The following is an 18,107-nucleotide window of genomic DNA, read 5'->3' as shown; positions in this document are numbered from 1 at the left end:
AACTCCCCCGGCGAGAATGCCAGCATGACTCTAGCTGTTCAATGTGGCGTTTCAAAGCCTTTCGGCAAATGCGCCGGCGCCTGCCGGCATGTCGTGTCGGTCTGGACACGCCGGTCCCGATCGGGCAGGAGTTCGCCCATGCGCAAGCTTCTCGTCATCGGCATCGGCGCCGGCAATCCGGAGCACATGACGGTCCAGGCCATTAATGGCCTCAACCGGGCCGACGTGCTGTTCATTCCCGACAAGGGCGCGAAGAAGAACGATCTCGCCGAATTGCGCCGCCAGATCTGCGACCGCTTCGTCATCAATCCGAACTCGCGCCGGGTCGAATTCGATGTACCGGTGCGCGCCGAGCCGGCGCCTTCCTACCGCTCGACCGTCGACGACTGGCACGAGGCGATCGCCGCGATCTACGAAGGCCTGATCCGCGACGAACTCCCTGAAGATGGCTGCGGCGCCTTCCTGATCTGGGGCGATCCGTCGCTCTATGACAGTGCGCTGCGCATCCTCGAGCGCGTGCGCCTCAGAGGCAATGTAGCGTTCGAGCTGGAGGTCATCCCTGGCATCACCGCCATCCAGGCACTCGCAGCCAGCCACAAAATGGCATTGAACCGGATCGGCGACGCCATTTTGATCACCACCGGCCGCCGGCTCGCCGAGGAAGGTCTGCCCGAAAACGCCGGCAGCACCATCGTCATGCTGGACGGCAAATGCGCCTTCAACACGCTGGACGACAACGACGTCACCGTTCACTGGGGCGCCTATCTCGGGACGCCTGACGAGATCGTCATCTCGGGCCGGATTGGCGACGTCGGCGACAAGATCGTGACCACCCGTGAGCAGGCCCGCCGGAAAAAAGGCTGGATCATGGACACCTATCTGCTGCGCAAGCCGGGCGAGCCTAAGAAGTAACAGGGATCACACGCGGCATGAATTCCGCCGGCGTCACGCTGCGTCGATCTCGGCCTGCAGCGCCTCCATATGCGCCGCCGCTGCTGAAGACGCAGCCCGCTCGATCGCGCGGAAGCGGCTGACCACAGCAAGCCCGACCGACGTCAACTGGGCGCCACCGCCTTTTTTGCCGCCCGTCTGTGCCGCAACCAGCGGCTTGCCGAACACGCGGTTCATGTCTTCGACCAGATCCCAGGCGTGCTTGTAGGACATCTCCATGCCGCGTGCCGCGGCCGAAATCGAGCCGAAGGCGGCGATCTGTTCCAGAAGCTCGATCTTGCCCGGTCCGATGCGGCCATCTGGATCGAGATTTATCCGCAAACTCAGCGACGGCATTTGCTCCTCCGCGGTCACGCTATTCTACAAGTTCCGCGGCGATACCGCTATTCCAAAACGATATAGCGAATCATCGGCCGTTCACTCATCCGCCTCGGCGGGCAGGCCGGCGCCGGTATTCGCCCGGTCGAAGCTCACCGTCTTGACCACGGCGAAGACCTGTCGACCAAGCCGAAGCTCCAGTGTCTGCCGCGACTGTTCGGTGATGCGGGCAAGCACGGTTGCGCCATTGCAGTCGATGCCGATCTCGACCGTGGGCCCTTCGCCCGGCTCTATCGCCACGATCGTGCCCGGCAATATGTTCAGCGCGCTGAGGCCAACCGGCTGCTCGGTGGCGATCATCACGTCGCGGGCACGGATGCGGACGCGCACCGGCGCACCGACTGGCGTTGCCAGAAGCGGCACCCGGATCTCGCCCGCCAATGAGCCTAGCACCGTCATGCCAAAGGCTTCGTCGTGGCGCAGAACCGCGGTATCCAGCACGCCACCGCCCTCGCCGCGCTCTTCGGCCGGCAATAGATCCAGACGCTGCATGATCGCACCGGTCGGACCGGAAGCGGCGACCTTTCCTTGCATCAGCACCACGACGTCGCTCGCCAGCCGCGCCACTTCGGCGATCGAGTGGCTGACATAGACGATCGGAATTTTCGTCTCGTCGCGCAGCCGCTCGATGTAAGGCAAGATCTCGGCCTTGCGCGCCTCGTCGAGCGACGCCAGCGGCTCGTCCATCAGCAGCAATTTCGGACTGGCAAGCAGCGCCCTGCCGATTGCCACGCGCTGCTTCTCGCCACCGGAGAGTTTTGCCGGCCGCCGATCGAGCAAATGGCCGATCCCGAGCAGTTCGACCACGCCATTGATATCGGCGTAACGCTCGGCAGCCGGCGTGAACCAGCGGCCATAGCGCAGATTGCTCGCCACGCTCATATGCGCAAACAGCCGCGCATCCTGGAACACCATGCCGATCCGCCGTTTGTGCTTCGGCACGAACAGACCGGCATCGCTATCAACCAGCACGCGGCCCTCGGCCGCGATGCGACCTTTGTCGGGGCGGATCAGCCCGGCAATCAAATTGATCAGCGTCGTCTTTCCGGAGCCGGAAGGCCCGAACAGCGCAGTCAGCCGCCCGGCGCTTTCGAAGCGGGCATTGACGGTGAAATCGCCAAGCCGGTGGCTGATGTCGACCTGAACCGTCATTCGATGTCCATCCGCCGGCCGACGCGCCGCGCCAGCACTTCCGAGGCAACAAGTGCCGCCATCGAGATGACGATCGAGATCAGCGTCAGCCTGAGCGCGCCGGCGTCGCCGCCGGGAACCTGCGTGAAAGTGTAGATCGCCGACGGTAGCGTCTGCGTCTCGTTCGGGATGTTGGAGACAAAGGTGATCGTCGCGCCGAATTCGCCCATCGCCTTGGCGAAGGAGAGGATCGCACCGGCGATCAGCCCGGGCAGGATCAGCGGCAGCGTGATCGTGCCGAATACCCATAGCGGATTGGCGCCGAGCGTGCCGGCGGCCGCCTCGATTTTGCGGTCGACGGCCTCGATCGACAGCCGGATGGCCCGCACCATCAGCGGAAAGCCCATCACGCCGCAGGCGAGCGCGGCGCCAGTCCAGCGGAAGGAAAAAACGATCCCGAAATGTTCGGCCAGGAAAGCGCCGGCCGGACCACGCTTGCCGAAAGTCAAAAGCAGCAAATAGCCGGTCACCACCGGCGGCACGATCAGCGGCAGATGCACCAGACCATTGAGCAGCGTCTTGCCCCAGAACTGGCCGCGGGCAAGCACAAGAGCGATCAGGATGCCCGGCGGCAGGCTGGCAATCATCGCCACGGTCGCCACCTTGATCGACAGCCGGACCGCATTCCATTCGTCGGGAGCGAGATCCAGCAGCCAGTTCATGTGCGGTGCCGTACGTCAGTTGCTCGGCGCGAGGATTGTAAAACCTTGCGCCTTGAAGAGTTCGCCAGCCTTGGCGGATTGCAGGCATTTCAGGAATGCCGGGGTATCCCTGCTCTTCGAATCCGCAAGCTGCGCGACTGGATAGATGATCGGCGGATGGGTACCCGCGGGGAAAGTGCCGACCACCTTCACGCCAGGCTCCGCATGCGCATCCGTGGCGTAGACGATGCCGAGTGCTGCCTCGCCGGTCGATACCAGTTTTAGAGCGGCGCGGACATTCTCGGCCTGCGCCACCTTGCCTTCGACCGAAGACCAGGCACCGAGCGATTCGAGGGCTGCCTTGCCGTATTTGCCTGCCGGCACAGCTTTGACATCGCCCATGGCAAGTTTGCCGTCACCGACGAGCTTGGCAAGATCGAAACCCTTTTCGATCCTGGTTTCAACCTTGGAATCCCGTGGCGCAACCAGCACGATCTGGTTACCGAGCAGTTTCACTTGGGTTTCGGGCTTGGTCAGCTTCCTGTCGGCAAGATATTTCATCCAGTCGAGATCGGCCGAGATGAACAGGTCTGCTGGCGCGCCGCTTTCAATCTGCCTGGCCAGCGCCGAGCTCGCCGCGTAGGAAATGGTCGCCGCCTCGCCGACATCGGCCTCGCAGGCCTTGTTGACGGCATCGAGCCCGTCCTTCAGGCTCGCCGCGGCAAACACGACCACCTTGTCATCGGCATGGGCCGCCGGCACCGCGGCCATCAGGATGGCGGCGAGACCCGCGATGGCAATCGTCGTCGAACCTTTGCGCGCCAGCATGAAACTCTCCTCGTCTCGGAACGCCCGAAGCCGTCCATCGATATATCCATGTGAACATAACAAGGAAAGGCTCTTTACCGCCTACGGCATTCTGAGCTGAGGTTTTCCCGGCCTGCGATAATCTTCGTTGGATACAGCGGCACCGAGGCCGAAGGAAATATTCACATGAAAATCAGCGACCAGGGATTGCGCGTCAAGTCGACGTCGGCCGATAAAGATGGATGCTGACAACGCCCGAGGGCGTAGCCGCAGTAGGCAATGTCGACATGCACAGTCAGCTATGGTGCTAGACCGCGATCGGTGCCTTGATCGTCGCGTCGGCGAAATAGTTCTCGAGCCGGAAATCCTCGAAGCGGAAGGCAAAGAGATCCTTCACCTCGGGATTGATCCACAGCGTCGGCAACGCCTTGGGCGTGCGCCGCAATTGTTCGCGCGCCTGCTCGAAATGGTTCGAGTAAAGATGCGCGTCGCCGAGCGTGTGGATGAAATCGCCGGGTTTCAATCCGGTCACCTGCGCCACCATCAGCGTCAGCAACGCATAGGAAGCGATGTTGAACGGCACACCGAGAAAGATATCGCCCGAACGCTGGTAGAGCTGGCAGGAAAGCTTGCCTTCCGAAACATAGAACTGGAACAGGCAGTGGCACGGCGGCAAGGCCATGGCCTCCACCTCGGCCGGGTTCCACGCCGAAACGATCAGCCGCCGCGAATTAGGATTTTTGCGTATCTCCTTCAGAAGATTCGCAATCTGGTCGATAGCGCCGCCATGGCCGTCCGGCCACGACCGCCATTGTTTGCCATAGACCGGGCCGAGATCGCCGTTCTCGTCGGCCCACTCATCCCAGATCGAGACGCCGTGATCGTTGAGATATTTGATGTTGGTGTCGCCGGCCAGGAACCACAAAAGTTCGTGGATGATCGACTTCAGGTGCAGCTTCTTGGTGGTGGTGACCGGAAAGCCGCGGGCCAGGTCGAAGCGCATCTGGTAGCCGAATACCGAGCGCGTTCCGGTGCCCGTGCGGTCGCCGCGATCAGCGCCGTTTTCCAGCACATGCTTCAGAAGGTCGAGATACTGGCGCATCGGCTCCGGTCCGATTCGGGTTGTCAGCCATCATAGCCGAATGACCGTCGGCCGAACACAGCAAAGCGAGACGATTCCAGCAGAAGTCTCACCAGCACCGGCGGCGAGGTTGCTCAGAGCGAGCCGAGCATGCCCAGATCCTTGGCGACGAGGTAATAGAATGTCACCCGGCTCTTGCTGTTGTCGGCCGCCATAGCTTTGCAGGTCTTTTCGATAGCCGCATCCGCCTTGGCACCGTCGGTGACGCCGAGCTTGCCGGCGACCCAGCTGTTCCTGACGCGCTTCAGTTCCTCCGGGTCGGTGCAGGACACCAGCGAGGAATCGCGGTTCCTGAGCGCGATGCCCAGATGCTTGACGATCTTGGCGACCGCGTCGGCATCCGCCGCCGCATCATACTTCTTTACGTCTGCGAGATAATCGGCCATCGAATTTCCCCTCGTCGGCGCCACGGGATCCGGTCGATGAGGATTGTGGCGCGCTGCCGCAAGTATGCGCTAGGTCTCCTCACCGCCACAAAGCTTCGGTTGAGACCGGCTGCAAGTCAACCCTTCATGATCCACTTTGGCACGGACGAAAGTGGCATTCCGGCCTTTCATTTTCCACCGCCAGTCCCTATATTCGCTTCGTCGGCTCGACCGACTATGGCGATAAACAGGCGATGAAATAAGCCGTTCGGACCCGGGGGCGGTACCCGGCGCCTCCACCAAAAACCGCTGCTCAGGAGCGGTTTTTGCTGGGGGCGAAATAGGATCGACGAAGGTGTAAAGATCGTACTTTTGCCCGGCATTGTACCACCGTTATCGGGCTAAACTTATAGTTGCCAACGACAACTATGCGGAAGCACGTCTCGCCGCGTAAGCGGTGCGATAGCTTCAATTCAAGCCCTAGTGGTTCGCACTTCTAGGCGGGGTTCGGAGGTACCTGGCAACAGAAACCTCCATTTCTCCCCCTTTTTGATATGCGCAGCCGCAGGCTCGCCCGATATGTGCAGCTGCGGGCTTCGGCTTTTTACGCCCTGATACGCCCTGGCGCCGCGGCGTTCATACCAGTCCCTGGCTGATCGTTTCGATCGCGCTGCCAAAGGTCTCGTCGGTAGCCCCATATGACAGAAGCATCTCATTGTGCGCCCTGCCCGTCCTGATCATCGGAAAACAATTGGCGAGCTTGGCAACACGACAGTCAAGGAGCACCGGCCGGTCCACATCGATCATTTCCTGGATCGCATCATCAAGGTCGGCTGGTTTGTCGCAGCGCAGGCCGACCGCTCCGAACGCCTCGGCCAATTTGACAAAATCGGGCAAAGCCTCGGAATAGGAATGCCCGAGGCGGTTGCCGTGGAGAATTTGCTGCCACTGGCGAACCATGCCCATATATCCGTTGTTCAGGATGAAGACCTTGATCGGCGCGTCGTACTGGACTGCCGTCGACATCTCTTTCATGGTCATCTGAACCGATGCGTCGCCGGCGATATCGATGACGAGGCTGTCCGGATGTGCGATCTGCACGCCCAGCGCCGCCGGCAGGCCGTAGCCCATCGTCCCGAGGCCGCCGGAACTCATCCAGCGGTTCGGCCTTTCGAAGCCGTAGAATTGGGCCGCCCACATCTGATGCTGGCCCACTTCAGTGGTGATGTATGTGTCGCGATCCTTCGTCAGCGCGTAGAGACGCTCCACCGCGTATTGCGGCATGATCACATCCTTGTTCATCTCATATGAGAATGAATTGCGTGCTCGCCAGCCGGCGATCCTTCTCCACCAGTCCTGGAGGCGGCCTCCATCCGGTTTCTGAGACAATGCGCGCCATAGACGAACCATGTCATCCAGAACATTGCCGACATCGCCTTGTATGCCGATATCGACGTGGACGTTCTTGTTGATCGAGGACGGATCTATATCGATATGGATCTTGCTGGAGTTCGGCGAAAAAGCGTCCACACGCGAGGTCACGCGGTCATCGAAGCGCGCGCCGACACAGATCATGACGTCGCAATCGTGCATCGCCATGTTCGCCTCATAGGAACCATGCAGACCGACCATTTTGAGCCAGTTCTTGCCGGAGGCGGGGTAAGCCCCAAGGCCCATAAGCGTCGAGGTGATCGGAAAGTCGGTCAGTTGAACCAACTCCCGCAGCAATCTCGATGCTTCCGGGCCGGAATTGACGATGCCGCCGCCGGCATAAATAACGGGACGGCTGGCATTGGCCATCAATTCTATCGCCTGGCCGATCTTGCCGATATCGCCCTGCAGCTTCGGTCGATAGTTCTTCAGCGCGACAACGTCTGATGGCGGCGTGTACACGCCGGACGCAAACAGAACGTCCTTTGGCATGTCGACGAGAACAGGCCCCGGTCGCCCCGACCGGGCGATGTGGAACGCCCTATGGATTGCTGACGCCAGGTCATTGACGTCTTTGACCAAAGAGTTGTGCTTGGTGCAGGATCGCGTGATGCCAATCGTGTCACATTCCTGAAAGGCATCGGAGCCGATCAATGTTGTCGGCACTTGTCCGGACAGACAGACGATCGGTACTGAATCCATCAACGCGTCCTGCAGGGGCGTCACGGCATTCGTCGTGCCTGGGCCTGATGTGACCAGCATCACGCCGACCTTGTCCGTGGACCGGGCATAACCCTCCGCGGCATGGCCGGCGCCCTGTTCGTGGCGCACGAGGATATGCTTGATGTCGTCCTGCTGGAATATCTCGTCGTAGATCGGCAATATGGCCGCGCCGGGATAGCCGAAAATATGCTCCACACCATTGTCTTTGAGTGCGCGGAGAACGATCTCCGCTCCTGTCATGCGGTTGCTCGTATGCTGAATGGAATTATCGCTTGTCATGGTTCTGTCCCGTAGCGTGATGAGGATGGGTTGACGGGGCGTCGCCGAAATCGGGCGTAAGAAGAATTTCGGGCATAAAAAAAGGCCCCGTCGGGAGCCTGTTTGTCGCGCACGGGTGGCTGTCGCCGGATGGTTACACCATCCTGCCCGTGCGCTTTCCTACCACTGCAAGAACCATTGCGATCTTCATGATGATCGCTGCTACACAGAAAATCGCGCATCGTCAACGTCTCAGGCTGAGGCGTCTCAGGCTGAGGCGAAAGCCCAAGGGCCTCCCATCATCGGAACCTCCGATGGCAGTATTCGTTTCTTCCCGTTTCCCTTCTTCCACGCCTTTGCGGGACAAGGCCTCAGTTTCTCGCCGCGTGTGGTCATGCCCGGCGAGCTGCCTCATGGAGAGATAAGATGAACCAGGAAACCACACCAAAACACGAACGCATCCTGATCGTTGGCGGCAGTTCCGGCATGGGGCTGTCGCTGGCCGAACAGCAGCTTGCCGCCGGCGCCGAGGTTACGATCGTCGGCCGCTCCGAGGACCGGTTGTCGGCCGCACGGCAGCGCTTGCCTCACCCGGAAAGGCTGAGGACGATCGCAGCCGACGTCACAAGCGAGGACGAGGTCCAGCGCCTGTTCCAGGATGTCGGCACGCTCGACCACATCGTCTCGACCGCCGCCGACGTTACCGGCGTCTATGTGTTGCTTCCCGAGATGGATATCTCGGTGGCGCGCAAAGTGATGGATTCCAAAGTCGTCGGACCGCTTCTTCTTGCCAAACATGGCGCGCCTCGTCTGACGCCCGGGGGATCGATCACGCTGACCTCGGGCATCGCCGCCTATCGTCCGGCGGCGAAAGGCTCGGTGGTGGCAGCCGTTAATGGGGCACTTGGCTCACTCGCCTACGCGCTTGCCGTCGAACTGGCGCCGATCCGCGTCAACGTCGTTTCGCCCGGCTGGGTCGACACGCCGATTTGGGATGCCGTCGTCGGCAGCGGAAAGACAGCCGCGCTGGACGCCATGGCAAAGCGTCTGCTCGTCGGCCGGATCGGCCAGGCAGCCGACATTGCCCAAGCCATCACGTCCCTCATGCACAACGGCTTCATCACCGGAACCGTGCTTCATGTCGATGGTGGCCAGCGACTGGTCTAGCGATGGCCAAAATTTCGCGGACCATTGCAAGGAACAGCCGCAGCACCGGCGCTTGAATGCGCCGGTGGCGCCATACCATGGTGACCGGCGTCACCGGGCTGCTTCCGACCCAGGGCAGCACGACGATATTGGCGTCAGCCGCGGAAGCCACCAGACGCGGGACCAGCGCGCATCCAAGACCGCCTTCAACAAGGCTCCGTATCGCGCCCATGCTGGCGAACTCGCCGACGAGTTTTGGACGGTCAGGCAATGTTGCGGCAAACGTTTCGTCGAACATCCGCCTATAGACGCAACCGGGCTGGGTGACGAGGAAGGCCTCGTCGGCCAGATCGTCGGGCGTTATGGCAGAATATCCGGCCAACCGGTGATTTGCCGGCATTATGGTGACGAGCTCTTCTAATGCCACTTGCTCGCTTCGCAGCTCCGGCGCCGCCGCCGGGACGGCTCCGAAATGGAAAGATACGTCCAGCGCCCCGCTTGTCACGCCGGCACGCAACCCACTGCTATCGTCCGCCCTGAGGTTCAGTTCCACATCGGGATGGCGCCGATGGAATTCCGCCAGCACAGCTGGCAAGCGTGTCGAGCAAAGCGTCTCCAGGCCGCCGACAGTCAGGCGACCGGCAACCGTGCCGCTCGCGTCGGCGACTGCGGAACGGGCTTCGTCCGCGAGGTCGAGGAGATCGTTTGCATAGTCCAGCAGGCGTTGTCCCGCCGCCGTCAGCTTCAAGCCACGCCGTGATCTGTCGAACAGCGACGTGCCTAGATCGCTTTCCAGCGCCTGGATCTGTTCGGTCACGCTCGATTGGGCAAGATGAACCCGCTCGGAGGCGCGTGTGATGTTCAAAGTGGTGGCGACCGCTACGAAGGTTTTGAGATGTCGAAGCTGCATGTCCTGAACCCGTCATATAGGCATAGACTGCTTTGAACCGGGACCGCAAACGTGAAAAGGCCGGGAACATCGGCCGGCCTTTTTGTCTCGATAAGCGAAGTTTACTCCGCCGGCGCTTCCGCGACGTCCCGGCTGCGGCCGAGCGTTATTTTGGCCAGTGTGAAGGAGATCGCCGCGCAGAGCGTGATGCCCGCCACCATCGGCAGCGGCGTGCCGTCGAAAAACACGCCGGCGACGCCCATGGCGACCGCGCCGATGGCGAAGTGCAGCGTGCCCATCAGCGCCGACGCGGTACCGGCGATCTCGCCATGCTCTTCCATGGCCAGCACCGACGTCGTCGGGATGACCAGGCCGAGAAAGCCGTAGCCGATGAACAGCAGCGCCGCCATCACGTCGAGCCGGTCGACACCCGATGCCATCACCGCGAACAGCACCACCATCGTCGTCGCATAGCCGGTCACCGCGACGCGCACCACGCGCTGCAGCCCGAACCGCTCCGACAGCAACCCGGTCAGCTGCGACATGCCGATAAAGGCAACCGCATTGATCGAGAAGAACACGCTGTAGACCGAAGGCGACAGGCCATAATGGTCGATCAGGATGAAGGACGAGCTCGACAGATAGACGAAGAAGCTCGCAATGCCGAAGCCGGCGATGGCCGTCAGGCCAAGGAAGTTGCGGTCGCCCATCAGGAAGCGGTAGCCGGAAAGTGCCGTCCCGAAGGACGACCCGGCGCGCTCCTCGACCGGCCGTGTCTCCTTGAGCGAGGTCGCCAGCAGGATGGTGGCGAGCACGGCCGCGCCCGTCACCGTCCAGAACACGGCGCGCCAGCCGAAATTCTCGATGATCTGGCTACCGGTCAGCGGTGCCAGGATCGGCGAGACCGAAAACACAAGCATCAGCAGCGACATCAGCTTGGCGGCCTCGGTGCCGGTATGCAGATCGCGCACGATCGCGCGCGGCACTGCCATGCCGGCGCTGGCGCCGAGCCCTTGCAGGAAGCGGAAGGCGATCAGCCATTCGATCGAGGGAGCCAGCGCCGAGCCGACGCCGCCGACCATGAACAGCGCCAGGCCGCCGTAGAGTGGCAGCTTGCGGCCGACCATGTCGGAGATCGGTCCGACGACGATCTGGCCGAAGCCCATGGAAAGAAAGAAGATCAGCAGGCTCATCTGCACCGCGGCAGTGCCGGCATGCAGATCTTCGCCGATTGAAGGCAGGGCCGGAAGATACATGTCGATGGCAAACGGGCCGATCGCGGACAATAGGCCGAGCACGACCGCAATGCGGAGGAATTTGGCGTTCATGATAGCAGGCTCTTTCGAATTCTGGTTGCCGCCGAGGACCGACGTGTAACCCTAGGACGTTCCATCCCGTGGAGTTCCGACTCTTCTGCGGAACGAAACCCCCTTCGTGCAAGTCCACAAATTTAGACAGGCTTGTCTAATTCGTCAACCACCTCTATATAGTTTTGCATGAAGGCCAACGTCTCTCCTGACATTTTCCCGCCGCGAGGCCACGAGGCCAAGCGCATATCGATTGTCGATGCCGCCGCCTCGGTCTTCTGCCGCGAAAGCTTTGCCGGTGCCAATATCGACATGATTGCCGCCGAGGCCGGCGTCTCCCGCCAGACCATCTACAATCATCACGGCGACAAGGAAAAACTCTTCGTTGCCATCGTCCGCGACCTCACCGAACGTTGCAATGCCGGCATCTTTGCCACGATTTCCACTTTTCCCGATCAGCCGAAGGATCTCGAGGCCGACCTCATCGCCTTTGCTGTGCGGATGAACCACAACTGCATCTGCAACCGCGACGGCAAATTCCTGCGCAAGCTGATTCAGACCGAGGGCGGGCGCTATCCCGAGTTGTTCGCCGAATGGCGCGAAGAAGGACCGGGCAGGACATGGCCGGCGATCGCCGCCCGCTTCGCCCGCCTCGCTCATGCGGGCTTCCTTGACATCGACGATCCCGATGTCGCAGCGCGCCAGTTCATGGCGCTTGCCAATGCCGAGTTGCAGACGACGTTCATGCTCGGCGGCACACCGACCGAGGACGAGGTGGTGCAATCGGCGACAAATGGCGTGCGCACCTTCCTGCGCGCCTTCGGCAAGCGGCAGCCTGTGGCCCGGGCGAGCAATCAGGGCGCGCTCGCCAGCGCTTGACGATCAAAGCTGTTTGACGATCAAATCGTCGCCAATGGGCTTCGCTTCCGCACGCCGGCGATCTATATCCGGTTTACGCCGCGCTCAAGCTTGATTACAGCTATCAGGACGATTCAACGGAACCCGACAGCCACATGGCCGACGACCACATCCGCTACGACATTCTGGCCCAGGAGGCGTTGCGCGGCGTCATGCGCAAGGTCCTGGCCGAAGTCGCGCGCACCGGTCTCCCGGGCAACCATCATTTCTTCATCACCTTTCTCACCGGCGCGCCGGGCGTGCGCGTGTCGTCGCGGCTGCGCGAGCGCTATCCCGAACAGATGACCATCGTCATCCAGTTCCAGTATTGGGACCTGAAGGTGAGCGACACCGGCTTTGAGGTCGGGCTGTCGTTTTCCGACGTGCCGGAGAAACTGGAAATCCCGTTCTCGGCAGTACGCGGCTTTTACGACCCGTCCGTCAACTTCGAGCTCGAATTCGACGTCAAGACCGATACCCCGGCGGAACAGGAGACAAAGGCCAAGCCTGCTCCCGAACCGCTGGCCATCGTCGCCGAGAAAAAGCCCGAGACGAAGAAGAAAACCGCCGAGGCGGAAAAGAAGCCTGCCGCGGCCGACGCCGGCGCCAAGGGCGCCGACGTGGTGTCGCTTGACGCCTTCCGCAAGAAGTGACCCGACGGGCGGCGTGACATGGCCGAGATCGTCAATCTCCGTCAGGCACGCAAGCAGAAGGCGCGAGCCGAGAAGGAGCGCCTGGCCGAACAGAACCGGGCGCTGCATGGCCGTTCCAAACCCAGCCGGGATCGCGACCGCCTGATCGCCGACAAGGCCGATAAATTCGTCGCCGGCCATCGCCGCGAAAATTCGGGCGATTCGGACAAATCCGATGCTTGAAGTGTGAGTAGGATCGTCTCGTGAGCCCGGTGGAAAAGCGCTCGGTCACCATTCGCGGCCACCGCACCAGCTATTCGCTCGAAAAGCCTTTTTACGACGACCTGGTCGCCATCGCGGCCGTGCGAAAACTGACGCTCGCCGCCCTTGTCGCCGAAATCGACGAGAGCCGCCCGCGGGATGCCAATCTCTCCTCGGCGCTCCGGCTCTATGTGCTGGATTGGGCCAAGCGCGGCAAGTTGTAGCCTTCAGGCAACGCTATCCTGTTTCCTGCGCCGGATACGGAAGCCCAGCAAAGCCGAACGGTCGCGTTCTTCGGCCTGCCAAGCGGCGTATCCTGCAGTTTCAGGTCGGCGAGCGTGAACTGGCCAAAATAGGCGATGTTCGTGGCAAGCCGGATCAGCTTCAAGAGGGCAATGCCGGCAAACAACCCCGCCGTCGCAACCACCACCGCTATGCCGGCAATGAGCAGCACCCGGGCATCGGTGGTAAAATCGCGCAGATGGCTGGGGTTGGCGTGATCGGACTTCATTTGCAGACCTTGCTTTCTGGCGGCGTGCCGACTTGCGGATGGGTCGCCGGCCGTGCCACCGAAGATGGCGGGCACGAGCGATGTTGGTGACACCACGCCAGCATCAGGCCCTGCTTGCAATCAAAGGGTTCCCCGGCGGAGGGCCAGTGACCATTGGCGACCTCGCGGAGCGCCTGCGCATCCGCCATCACAGCGCAGTGGAATTGGTCAACCGTCTTTGCGAAGCCGAGCTCGTCGCGAGGGACCACGACGAGGAGGACCACCGCCGCGTGCTGCTGCGGCTGACCGAGCGCGCCGACGACAGTCTCGCCGATCTGTCAGCCGCTCATCTCGACGAACTCGGGCGGATCGAGCCGATGCTGAAGCGCTTGCTTGCTGGAGGCGACACATAAGGGATGCGCCGTCACCCGCCATTCAGCGATTTCAGCAGATCGTCGATCGACGAGGGATCGAGCTTGAGCTTTGGCGGGGGCTGCACTGGCGGTGGCAGGTTGTTTGCGGCCGGTGGCTCCCGTTCCGCGCGCTCCGCCGCGGCCTTGCGTTCGGCGTCGAGCCTTGCCTTCTCTTCCGAGGCGATCCGCAACGCCTCTTCCGCCCTCTGGCGTTGCTGTTCTTCGGCCTGCGCTGCTTCCTCGGCAGCCTGTTGCGCCGCCTTGGCTTTGGCTTCGGCATCCGCTGCGGCCTTTGCAGCCGCCTCGGCTTTCGCCCTGGCCTCGGCTTCGGCTTTCGCCGCTGCATCCGCCTTTGCCTTGGCTTCAGCCTGCGCCCTGGCCTCCGCTTCGGCTTGGGCCTGCGCCTCAGCTTCGGCCTTTGCCTTGGCGTCCGCTTCAGCTTTCGCTTTGGCCTCAGCCTGCGCCCTCGCCTCCGCATCCGCCTGTGCCTTGGCGTCCGCTTCAGCCTTCGCCTTGGCTTCAGCCTGCGCCCTCGCCTCGGCTTCGGCCTGGGCCTGAGCCTCGGCTTCGGCCTTTGCCTTGGCGTCGGCCTCGGCCTTCAGCCGCGCTGCTTCCTGTTGCCTGCGCAGTTCCTCCGCCGCTCTTTCACGCTCGGTTTGCAGCGCAGCGTAGTAGCGCACCTCACGCCGCAGCCTTTGTTTCTCGAGCAGTGCGGCTTGCATGGCTTCGACCCGCTGCTGCTCCTTTTCCAGCGCACGCTGGGTCAGGAACTGTGCCAGCGGCTCGCTGTCGAACTGCCGTTTGGTGGCGCCAAACGGCCCGTCGACGCTGAAATTCAAAATCGGTTCGGAGCCGACCAGCGCCTCATCGCCGGGCCGGTAGGCGATCTCGCCCTTGGCATCGACGGTGCTGGTGTTCAGATCGGCGGTGATGTCGGCGGACAGCGTCGCGCCCGGGCTTTCGAATTTGACCGGCGGCGCCCTCAGCGTGCCGCCGGCGATGGTGAAGGCAATATCGGTGTCCTGCGCCGGAAAACTGCCCGCCGCGGCGATCTGCGGCACAAAGCCGGCGGTCTTCGACGCGTCGATATCGCGCCCTATCGCGTCGGCCTTGGCAATGAATGCGCCAAAGGCATCGGGATTGAAGCCGGCAATAGTCATGCCCTTCAGCGTCGCCGTGCCGGAACCGGACAGCGCCGCAACCATCGCGTCGACCGATTTGCCGCTGGTCGAAAGCGCCGTCGAGAACTCGCCGCTTCCGCTGATGCCGGCCTCCGGCAGCACGGCTACCAGATCGGCGCCGGCGAGTTTCATCTGACTGGAGAAAAGCCCGGTGCCGTCATTGTTCTTGAGCTCGAACAGGCCACTCAACGCGCCGCCGAGGAACTTTGCCTTGAGGTCGGAAACGCGGATGCCCTCCTGGTCGAGCTGCAGCGACAGCGCAGCGTCATAGGCGGTGGCAAGCGGGCCGGCGGCAAGCGACGCCGCCGTCAGATCGAGATCGGCGGTAAATGGCAGACTGGATTTCTGGCTGAACGGTGCTGTCGGCCAGGTCCTGTCATTGACAAGGAAGGCCTGGTCACCGAACAGCATCACCGCCATCGGATCGAGGTCCAGCTCGTCCAGCGACAGCGCGCCGGCAAGATGCGGCAGCCCCTCTTTGATGTCGATATTTACGTCACCGGAGACCGCCGCTTCGTTGACGGCGCCGCTGAGGCCGCTCAGCACCAGGAGACCATTGCCGTAATCGGCATCGGCTGCAAGCGACGTCGACATGCCGGTGCCCATGCCGGGCAGGCCAACGCCGGTCGTCATCAGCCATGGCTCGATGTCGGCCGTTTCAAGGCTGACCTTGCCCTTGGCGGCCGCGCCTTGAGCCGTGTCGGCAATTGTCCCGTCGAAACCAGCTTTGAAGTCGTTGCCGGCCAGGCTGAATCGTGTCGCCAGGCCACCGCCAAGCGTGCCTTTGGCCGAGACCTCGGTGGTCGCCTCGCCGAGCATGCCGAGTGGCAGCGCCGGCAAACCGTAAAGCGCCAGCAGCGCCGTGGCGTCGGCATTCCTTGCGTTGAAGGTCAGCGTCACCGGCGCTTCGAGAGGCCGGTCGAGCGCCCCTTTGCCGGATAACGACGCCGAAAAGGCCGAGCCACCGGCCTTGCCCTGTGCGCTCATTGCCAGTCCGGTCGTACCATCGCCATTGTCTGCGGCACTCGTGACCGCATCGATACGCGCATCCTGGAACAGCTCGGGATAGGCAGCAGCACGCTCCGCCAGGCCCTTCAGCACTGCATTGCCGGGATAATGCTGGACGGCGACGTCGATCAGCGGCTTGAGGTCGACGGCGACCACCGAGGCGTCGAGCTTGCCGGTCGGGCTCGCCGGGAAATCCTTGATCCGGCCGGTGGCGCTGATCGAGGCGCCGGCAAGTCCGCCGACCGACAGTCGGTCGATCTCAAGCAGCCCCTCGCGCAATCTAAGCGCGGTGTCGACGCTATCGGCGGTCAACCCGCCGGCGCTGACCGGCCCGGCCTTGATCTGGAAATCGAGGTCGCGGTCGGAAAAGCGGTTGGCGCCCTTGTCGCTGACGAAGATCGAGGCGAAGGCGGCGAGCCCGTCGACATCGAGTTCGCCACCTTCCAGTTGCATCAGCACCGATGGCCTTGTGTCGTCGGGCTGGCTGGAATCGATGCGGCCGGAGAACTTCGCCTTGCCGAGGATGAGTTCGAGATCGCTGAAGGCCTGGTGCTTCTCGCTCAAATCCACCTTGGCCTTGAAGCCGGCGGCCGGCAAGCGGCGGATCGCCTCGTCGACGTCCTTCGACAGCCATGCGGCGAAGCCGGAGGGCTGCGCCACCGCCAGAAGCAGCGATCCGGTGAAACCGAAATGGTCCTCGACGCTGACCATGCCGTTGGCTTCCAGCTTGGCGCGGCCGGGCAGCGTGGCGGCCAGCGATTTTACCGACCAGCCGCCCTGGGCTGGCTCGGCGGACAGGTGCACGTCGCGAACGGTGGTATCGCCTGCCACCACCGCCGGCAGTTTCACCTCGACCGTGCCCGGTATGGTCGGCTTCGGCAGATCGAGCAGCGCCTGCTCCAGCGCCGCCACCCGCTCGGACAGCGTCAATCCGGCACCGGCCGCCGCCCCCACGGCCTCGTCGAACTGCACCTGCGCGCCATTGGCCTCGATCGAGAAATGCGGCTTCAGCCCAAGGTCGACCGCAGCCTTGCCGTCGGCGGTGTAGGGATTGTCGCGTGGCCCGGTCTCGAAGCGGAATTCGTCGACGCCGAGCTTCTGGTGGTCGAGCGAAAACTTGCCGTTCAGCCTGAAGCCCGGGTCCGGTTTGCCGGCGCTGACTTTCAGCGCCTCGCGGCCGGTGCCCAGCTGCCGCGCCGCAATCTGGTCTGCGCCCGATATCTTGAACTGGCCCGAATAGACGGCGGCGCCCTCGACGAGGCCCACATTGCCGTCGGTCTCGATGACCAGCGGATAGGCGTCCGGATCGGCCTTGAGCCTGAGCCGCATTTGCCCGTCCGGTTCGGCCTTGCCGGTGGAAGCGGCGATCGTGGTCCGCAACCCGTCCAGCAACAGCGAGCCGTCCAGCCGCCAGGGGCCGGCCAGCGACTTGGCCGAGATCGTCGAGTTGATCTCGGAAATAAGATGGCTGCGCCCGCCGGCGGCGTGGCTGAGCGCGATCTGTCCTTCCGTCACTGTCAGCTTCTCAATGGAGATTTGGCCGGGATCGAAGGGCGAGGACGGCCGTATCGTCCAGTCGACCGTGCCGTCGGCGGCGATGTCAATCGTCGCCTTCGGCCTCACCAGGCGCATGTCGAAGATCAGCACCTCGCCGCGCAGGAATGGCGCGAGTTCTGCATCCATCGAAAAGGTTTCGACGGTCATCGCCGGCTGGCCGTTAGGGCCACCGGCAACGGCGACGTTGGAAAAGGTCACCGAGGGGAACGGCAACAGCCTTGCCGTCGCATCGCCTCGCACGGTCACCTTGCGGCCCAGGACGGCACTGGCCTCGCGCTCGAAATCGGCACGGTAACCTGTCCAGTCGACAAAATAAGGCACCACCAGCGCCGCACACAGCACCAGCACAAGAAGCCCACCGAAGATCACGAACAGGCGTGCGAGCATGAACTCCTAGACAGTTGATAGTAAAGTCAGTGGCACTCTACCCGCATCAGCGT

Annotated in this window: 17 protein-coding genes, 1 other RNA gene and 1 pseudogene; 8 read left to right on the top strand and 11 right to left on the bottom strand. The window is 62.6% G+C overall.

The genetic code is table 11. From position 1 onward, the window contains the following. The first annotated feature begins 138 nt into the window (after positions 1-138). Positions 139-912 (top strand): precorrin-6A synthase (deacetylating), encoded by a 774-nt coding sequence (gene cobF, locus NKH28_RS06140; RefSeq protein ID WP_352978206.1) that lies wholly within the window; start codon positions 139-141, stop codon positions 910-912. 33 nt (positions 913-945) lie between these two features. Here cobF and NKH28_RS06135 read toward each other — a convergent pair whose 3' ends face one another. The 6 genes from NKH28_RS06135 to NKH28_RS06110 all read right to left on the bottom strand — a co-directional run bounded on the left by NKH28_RS06135 (position 946) and on the right by NKH28_RS06110 (position 5,495). After that, the gene (locus NKH28_RS06135) at positions 946-1,287 is read right to left on the bottom strand and encodes a winged helix-turn-helix domain-containing protein (protein ID WP_023676697.1); all 342 of its coding nucleotides are present in this window, start codon (positions 1,285-1,287) and stop codon (positions 946-948) included. 81 nt (positions 1,288-1,368) lie between these two features. Next, positions 1,369-2,481, bottom strand: coding sequence for a molybdenum ABC transporter ATP-binding protein (gene modC / locus NKH28_RS06130; protein WP_352978204.1), 1,113 nt, complete (start codon positions 2,479-2,481; stop codon positions 1,369-1,371). Next, positions 2,478-3,182, bottom strand: coding sequence for a molybdate ABC transporter permease subunit (modB, locus tag NKH28_RS06125; RefSeq protein ID WP_352539561.1), 705 nt, complete (start codon positions 3,180-3,182; stop codon positions 2,478-2,480). Before modB ends, modC begins: the two co-directional genes overlap by 4 nt. A gap of 15 nt (positions 3,183-3,197) precedes the next feature. Further along, positions 3,198-3,989, bottom strand: coding sequence for a molybdate ABC transporter substrate-binding protein (gene modA, locus NKH28_RS06120; RefSeq protein WP_352471611.1), 792 nt, complete (start codon positions 3,987-3,989; stop codon positions 3,198-3,200). Positions 3,990-4,275: 286 nt separating this feature from the next. Beyond that, the gene (locus NKH28_RS06115; protein ID WP_023676701.1) at positions 4,276-5,070 is read right to left on the bottom strand and encodes a thymidylate synthase; all 795 of its coding nucleotides are present in this window, start codon (positions 5,068-5,070) and stop codon (positions 4,276-4,278) included. A 113-nt stretch (positions 5,071-5,183) separates the two neighbouring features. Continuing rightward, positions 5,184-5,495 carry a DUF2853 family protein gene (locus tag NKH28_RS06110; protein ID WP_023676702.1) on the bottom strand — a complete coding sequence of 104 codons (312 nt, stop codon included), beginning with the start codon at positions 5,493-5,495 and terminating at the stop codon, positions 5,184-5,186. A gap of 161 nt (positions 5,496-5,656) precedes the next feature. Here NKH28_RS06110 and ssrA point away from each other — a divergent pair. Then, positions 5,657-6,012, top strand: a transfer-messenger RNA (tmRNA) gene (gene ssrA / locus NKH28_RS06105). 98 nt (positions 6,013-6,110) lie between these two features. Here the strand turns inward: ssrA and NKH28_RS06100 are convergent. Then, a complete protein-coding gene (locus tag NKH28_RS06100) occupies positions 6,111-7,907 on the bottom strand; it encodes an acetolactate synthase 3 large subunit (RefSeq protein ID WP_352978202.1) in 1,797 nt (598 codons plus the stop codon). Between the two features lie 405 nt (positions 7,908-8,312). Between NKH28_RS06100 and NKH28_RS06095 the strand changes: the two genes are divergently transcribed. Continuing rightward, positions 8,313-9,053 (top strand): SDR family oxidoreductase, encoded by a 741-nt coding sequence (locus NKH28_RS06095; RefSeq protein WP_352501027.1) that lies wholly within the window; start codon positions 8,313-8,315, stop codon positions 9,051-9,053. Here NKH28_RS06095 and NKH28_RS06090 read toward each other — a convergent pair. Together NKH28_RS06090 and NKH28_RS06085 are read right to left on the bottom strand one after the other, a co-directional pair. Beyond that, positions 9,007-9,942: a LysR family transcriptional regulator gene (locus NKH28_RS06090; protein ID WP_352471607.1), complete on the bottom strand. Its 936-nt coding sequence runs from the start codon at positions 9,940-9,942 to the stop codon at positions 9,007-9,009. The two genes, NKH28_RS06095 and NKH28_RS06090, sit on opposite strands and share 47 nt — an antisense overlap. A 101-nt stretch (positions 9,943-10,043) precedes the next feature. Then, complete coding sequence (locus NKH28_RS06085) at positions 10,044-11,249, bottom strand: multidrug effflux MFS transporter (RefSeq protein ID WP_023676705.1); 1,206 nt, start codon at positions 11,247-11,249, stop codon at positions 10,044-10,046. A 168-nt stretch (positions 11,250-11,417) separates the two neighbouring features. On the opposite strand from NKH28_RS06085, the gene NKH28_RS06080 reads away from it, so the two are divergent. The 4 genes from NKH28_RS06080 to NKH28_RS06065 all read left to right on the top strand — a co-directional run bounded on the left by NKH28_RS06080 (position 11,418) and on the right by NKH28_RS06065 (position 13,242). Continuing rightward, positions 11,418-12,107: a TetR/AcrR family transcriptional regulator gene (locus tag NKH28_RS06080; RefSeq protein WP_352614320.1), complete on the top strand. Its 690-nt coding sequence runs from the start codon at positions 11,418-11,420 to the stop codon at positions 12,105-12,107. Between the two features lie 134 nt (positions 12,108-12,241). Further along, positions 12,242-12,778, top strand: coding sequence for an SspB family protein (locus NKH28_RS06075; protein WP_023676707.1), 537 nt, complete (start codon positions 12,242-12,244; stop codon positions 12,776-12,778). Between the two features lie 18 nt (positions 12,779-12,796). After that, positions 12,797-13,000: a DUF4169 family protein gene (locus NKH28_RS06070; protein ID WP_023676708.1), complete on the top strand. Its 204-nt coding sequence runs from the start codon at positions 12,797-12,799 to the stop codon at positions 12,998-13,000. A gap of 20 nt (positions 13,001-13,020) precedes the next feature. Beyond that, positions 13,021-13,242 carry a ribbon-helix-helix domain-containing protein gene (locus NKH28_RS06065; protein ID WP_352450079.1) on the top strand — a complete coding sequence of 74 codons (222 nt, stop codon included), beginning with the start codon at positions 13,021-13,023 and terminating at the stop codon, positions 13,240-13,242. Here NKH28_RS06065 and NKH28_RS34440 read toward each other — a convergent pair. Further along, a complete protein-coding gene (locus NKH28_RS34440; RefSeq protein ID WP_502895654.1) occupies positions 13,206-13,529 on the bottom strand; it encodes a hypothetical protein in 324 nt (107 codons plus the stop codon). The two genes, NKH28_RS06065 and NKH28_RS34440, sit on opposite strands and share 37 nt — an antisense overlap. 86 nt (positions 13,530-13,615) lie before the next feature. On the opposite strand from NKH28_RS34440, the pseudogene NKH28_RS06055 reads away from it, so the two are divergent. After that, positions 13,616-13,921: pseudogene (locus NKH28_RS06055) on the top strand (MarR family winged helix-turn-helix transcriptional regulator); the annotation flags it as partial. An 11-nt stretch (positions 13,922-13,932) separates the two neighbouring features. On the opposite strand, the gene NKH28_RS06050 reads toward NKH28_RS06055, so the two are convergent. Next, complete coding sequence (locus NKH28_RS06050) at positions 13,933-18,054, bottom strand: AsmA family protein (RefSeq protein ID WP_352978200.1); 4,122 nt, start codon at positions 18,052-18,054, stop codon at positions 13,933-13,935. Positions 18,055-18,107 lie beyond the last annotated feature (53 nt).

The sequence above is a fragment of the Mesorhizobium sp. M1227 genome, assembly GCF_040318315.1.
Taxonomy (GTDB): Bacteria; Pseudomonadota; Alphaproteobacteria; order Rhizobiales; family Rhizobiaceae; genus Mesorhizobium.
This window is presented reverse-complemented; position numbering and strand designations above follow the sequence as displayed.

Coding starts and splice junctions, on each gene's coding strand:
- cobF (WP_352978206.1), top strand. CDS start 139: ATGCGCAAGCTTCTCGTCATCGGCATCGGCGCCGGCAATCCGGAGCAC.
- NKH28_RS06135 (WP_023676697.1), bottom strand. CDS start 1,287: ATGCCGTCGCTGAGTTTGCGGATAAATCTCGATCCAGATGGCCGCATC.
- modC (WP_352978204.1), bottom strand. CDS start 2,481: ATGACGGTTCAGGTCGACATCAGCCACCGGCTTGGCGATTTCACCGTC.
- modB (WP_352539561.1), bottom strand. CDS start 3,182: ATGAACTGGCTGCTGGATCTCGCTCCCGACGAATGGAATGCGGTCCGG.
- modA (WP_352471611.1), bottom strand. CDS start 3,989: ATGCTGGCGCGCAAAGGTTCGACGACGATTGCCATCGCGGGTCTCGCC.
- NKH28_RS06115 (WP_023676701.1), bottom strand. CDS start 5,070: ATGCGCCAGTATCTCGACCTTCTGAAGCATGTGCTGGAAAACGGCGCT.
- NKH28_RS06110 (WP_023676702.1), bottom strand. CDS start 5,495: ATGGCCGATTATCTCGCAGACGTAAAGAAGTATGATGCGGCGGCGGAT.
- NKH28_RS06100 (WP_352978202.1), bottom strand. CDS start 7,907: ATGACAAGCGATAATTCCATTCAGCATACGAGCAACCGCATGACAGGA.
- NKH28_RS06095 (WP_352501027.1), top strand. CDS start 8,313: ATGAACCAGGAAACCACACCAAAACACGAACGCATCCTGATCGTTGGC.
- NKH28_RS06090 (WP_352471607.1), bottom strand. CDS start 9,942: ATGCAGCTTCGACATCTCAAAACCTTCGTAGCGGTCGCCACCACTTTG.
- NKH28_RS06085 (WP_023676705.1), bottom strand. CDS start 11,249: ATGAACGCCAAATTCCTCCGCATTGCGGTCGTGCTCGGCCTATTGTCC.
- NKH28_RS06080 (WP_352614320.1), top strand. CDS start 11,418: ATGAAGGCCAACGTCTCTCCTGACATTTTCCCGCCGCGAGGCCACGAG.
- NKH28_RS06075 (WP_023676707.1), top strand. CDS start 12,242: ATGGCCGACGACCACATCCGCTACGACATTCTGGCCCAGGAGGCGTTG.
- NKH28_RS06070 (WP_023676708.1), top strand. CDS start 12,797: ATGGCCGAGATCGTCAATCTCCGTCAGGCACGCAAGCAGAAGGCGCGA.
- NKH28_RS34440 (WP_502895654.1), bottom strand. CDS start 13,529: ATGAAGTCCGATCACGCCAACCCCAGCCATCTGCGCGATTTTACCACC.
- NKH28_RS06050 (WP_352978200.1), bottom strand. CDS start 18,054: ATGCTCGCACGCCTGTTCGTGATCTTCGGTGGGCTTCTTGTGCTGGTG.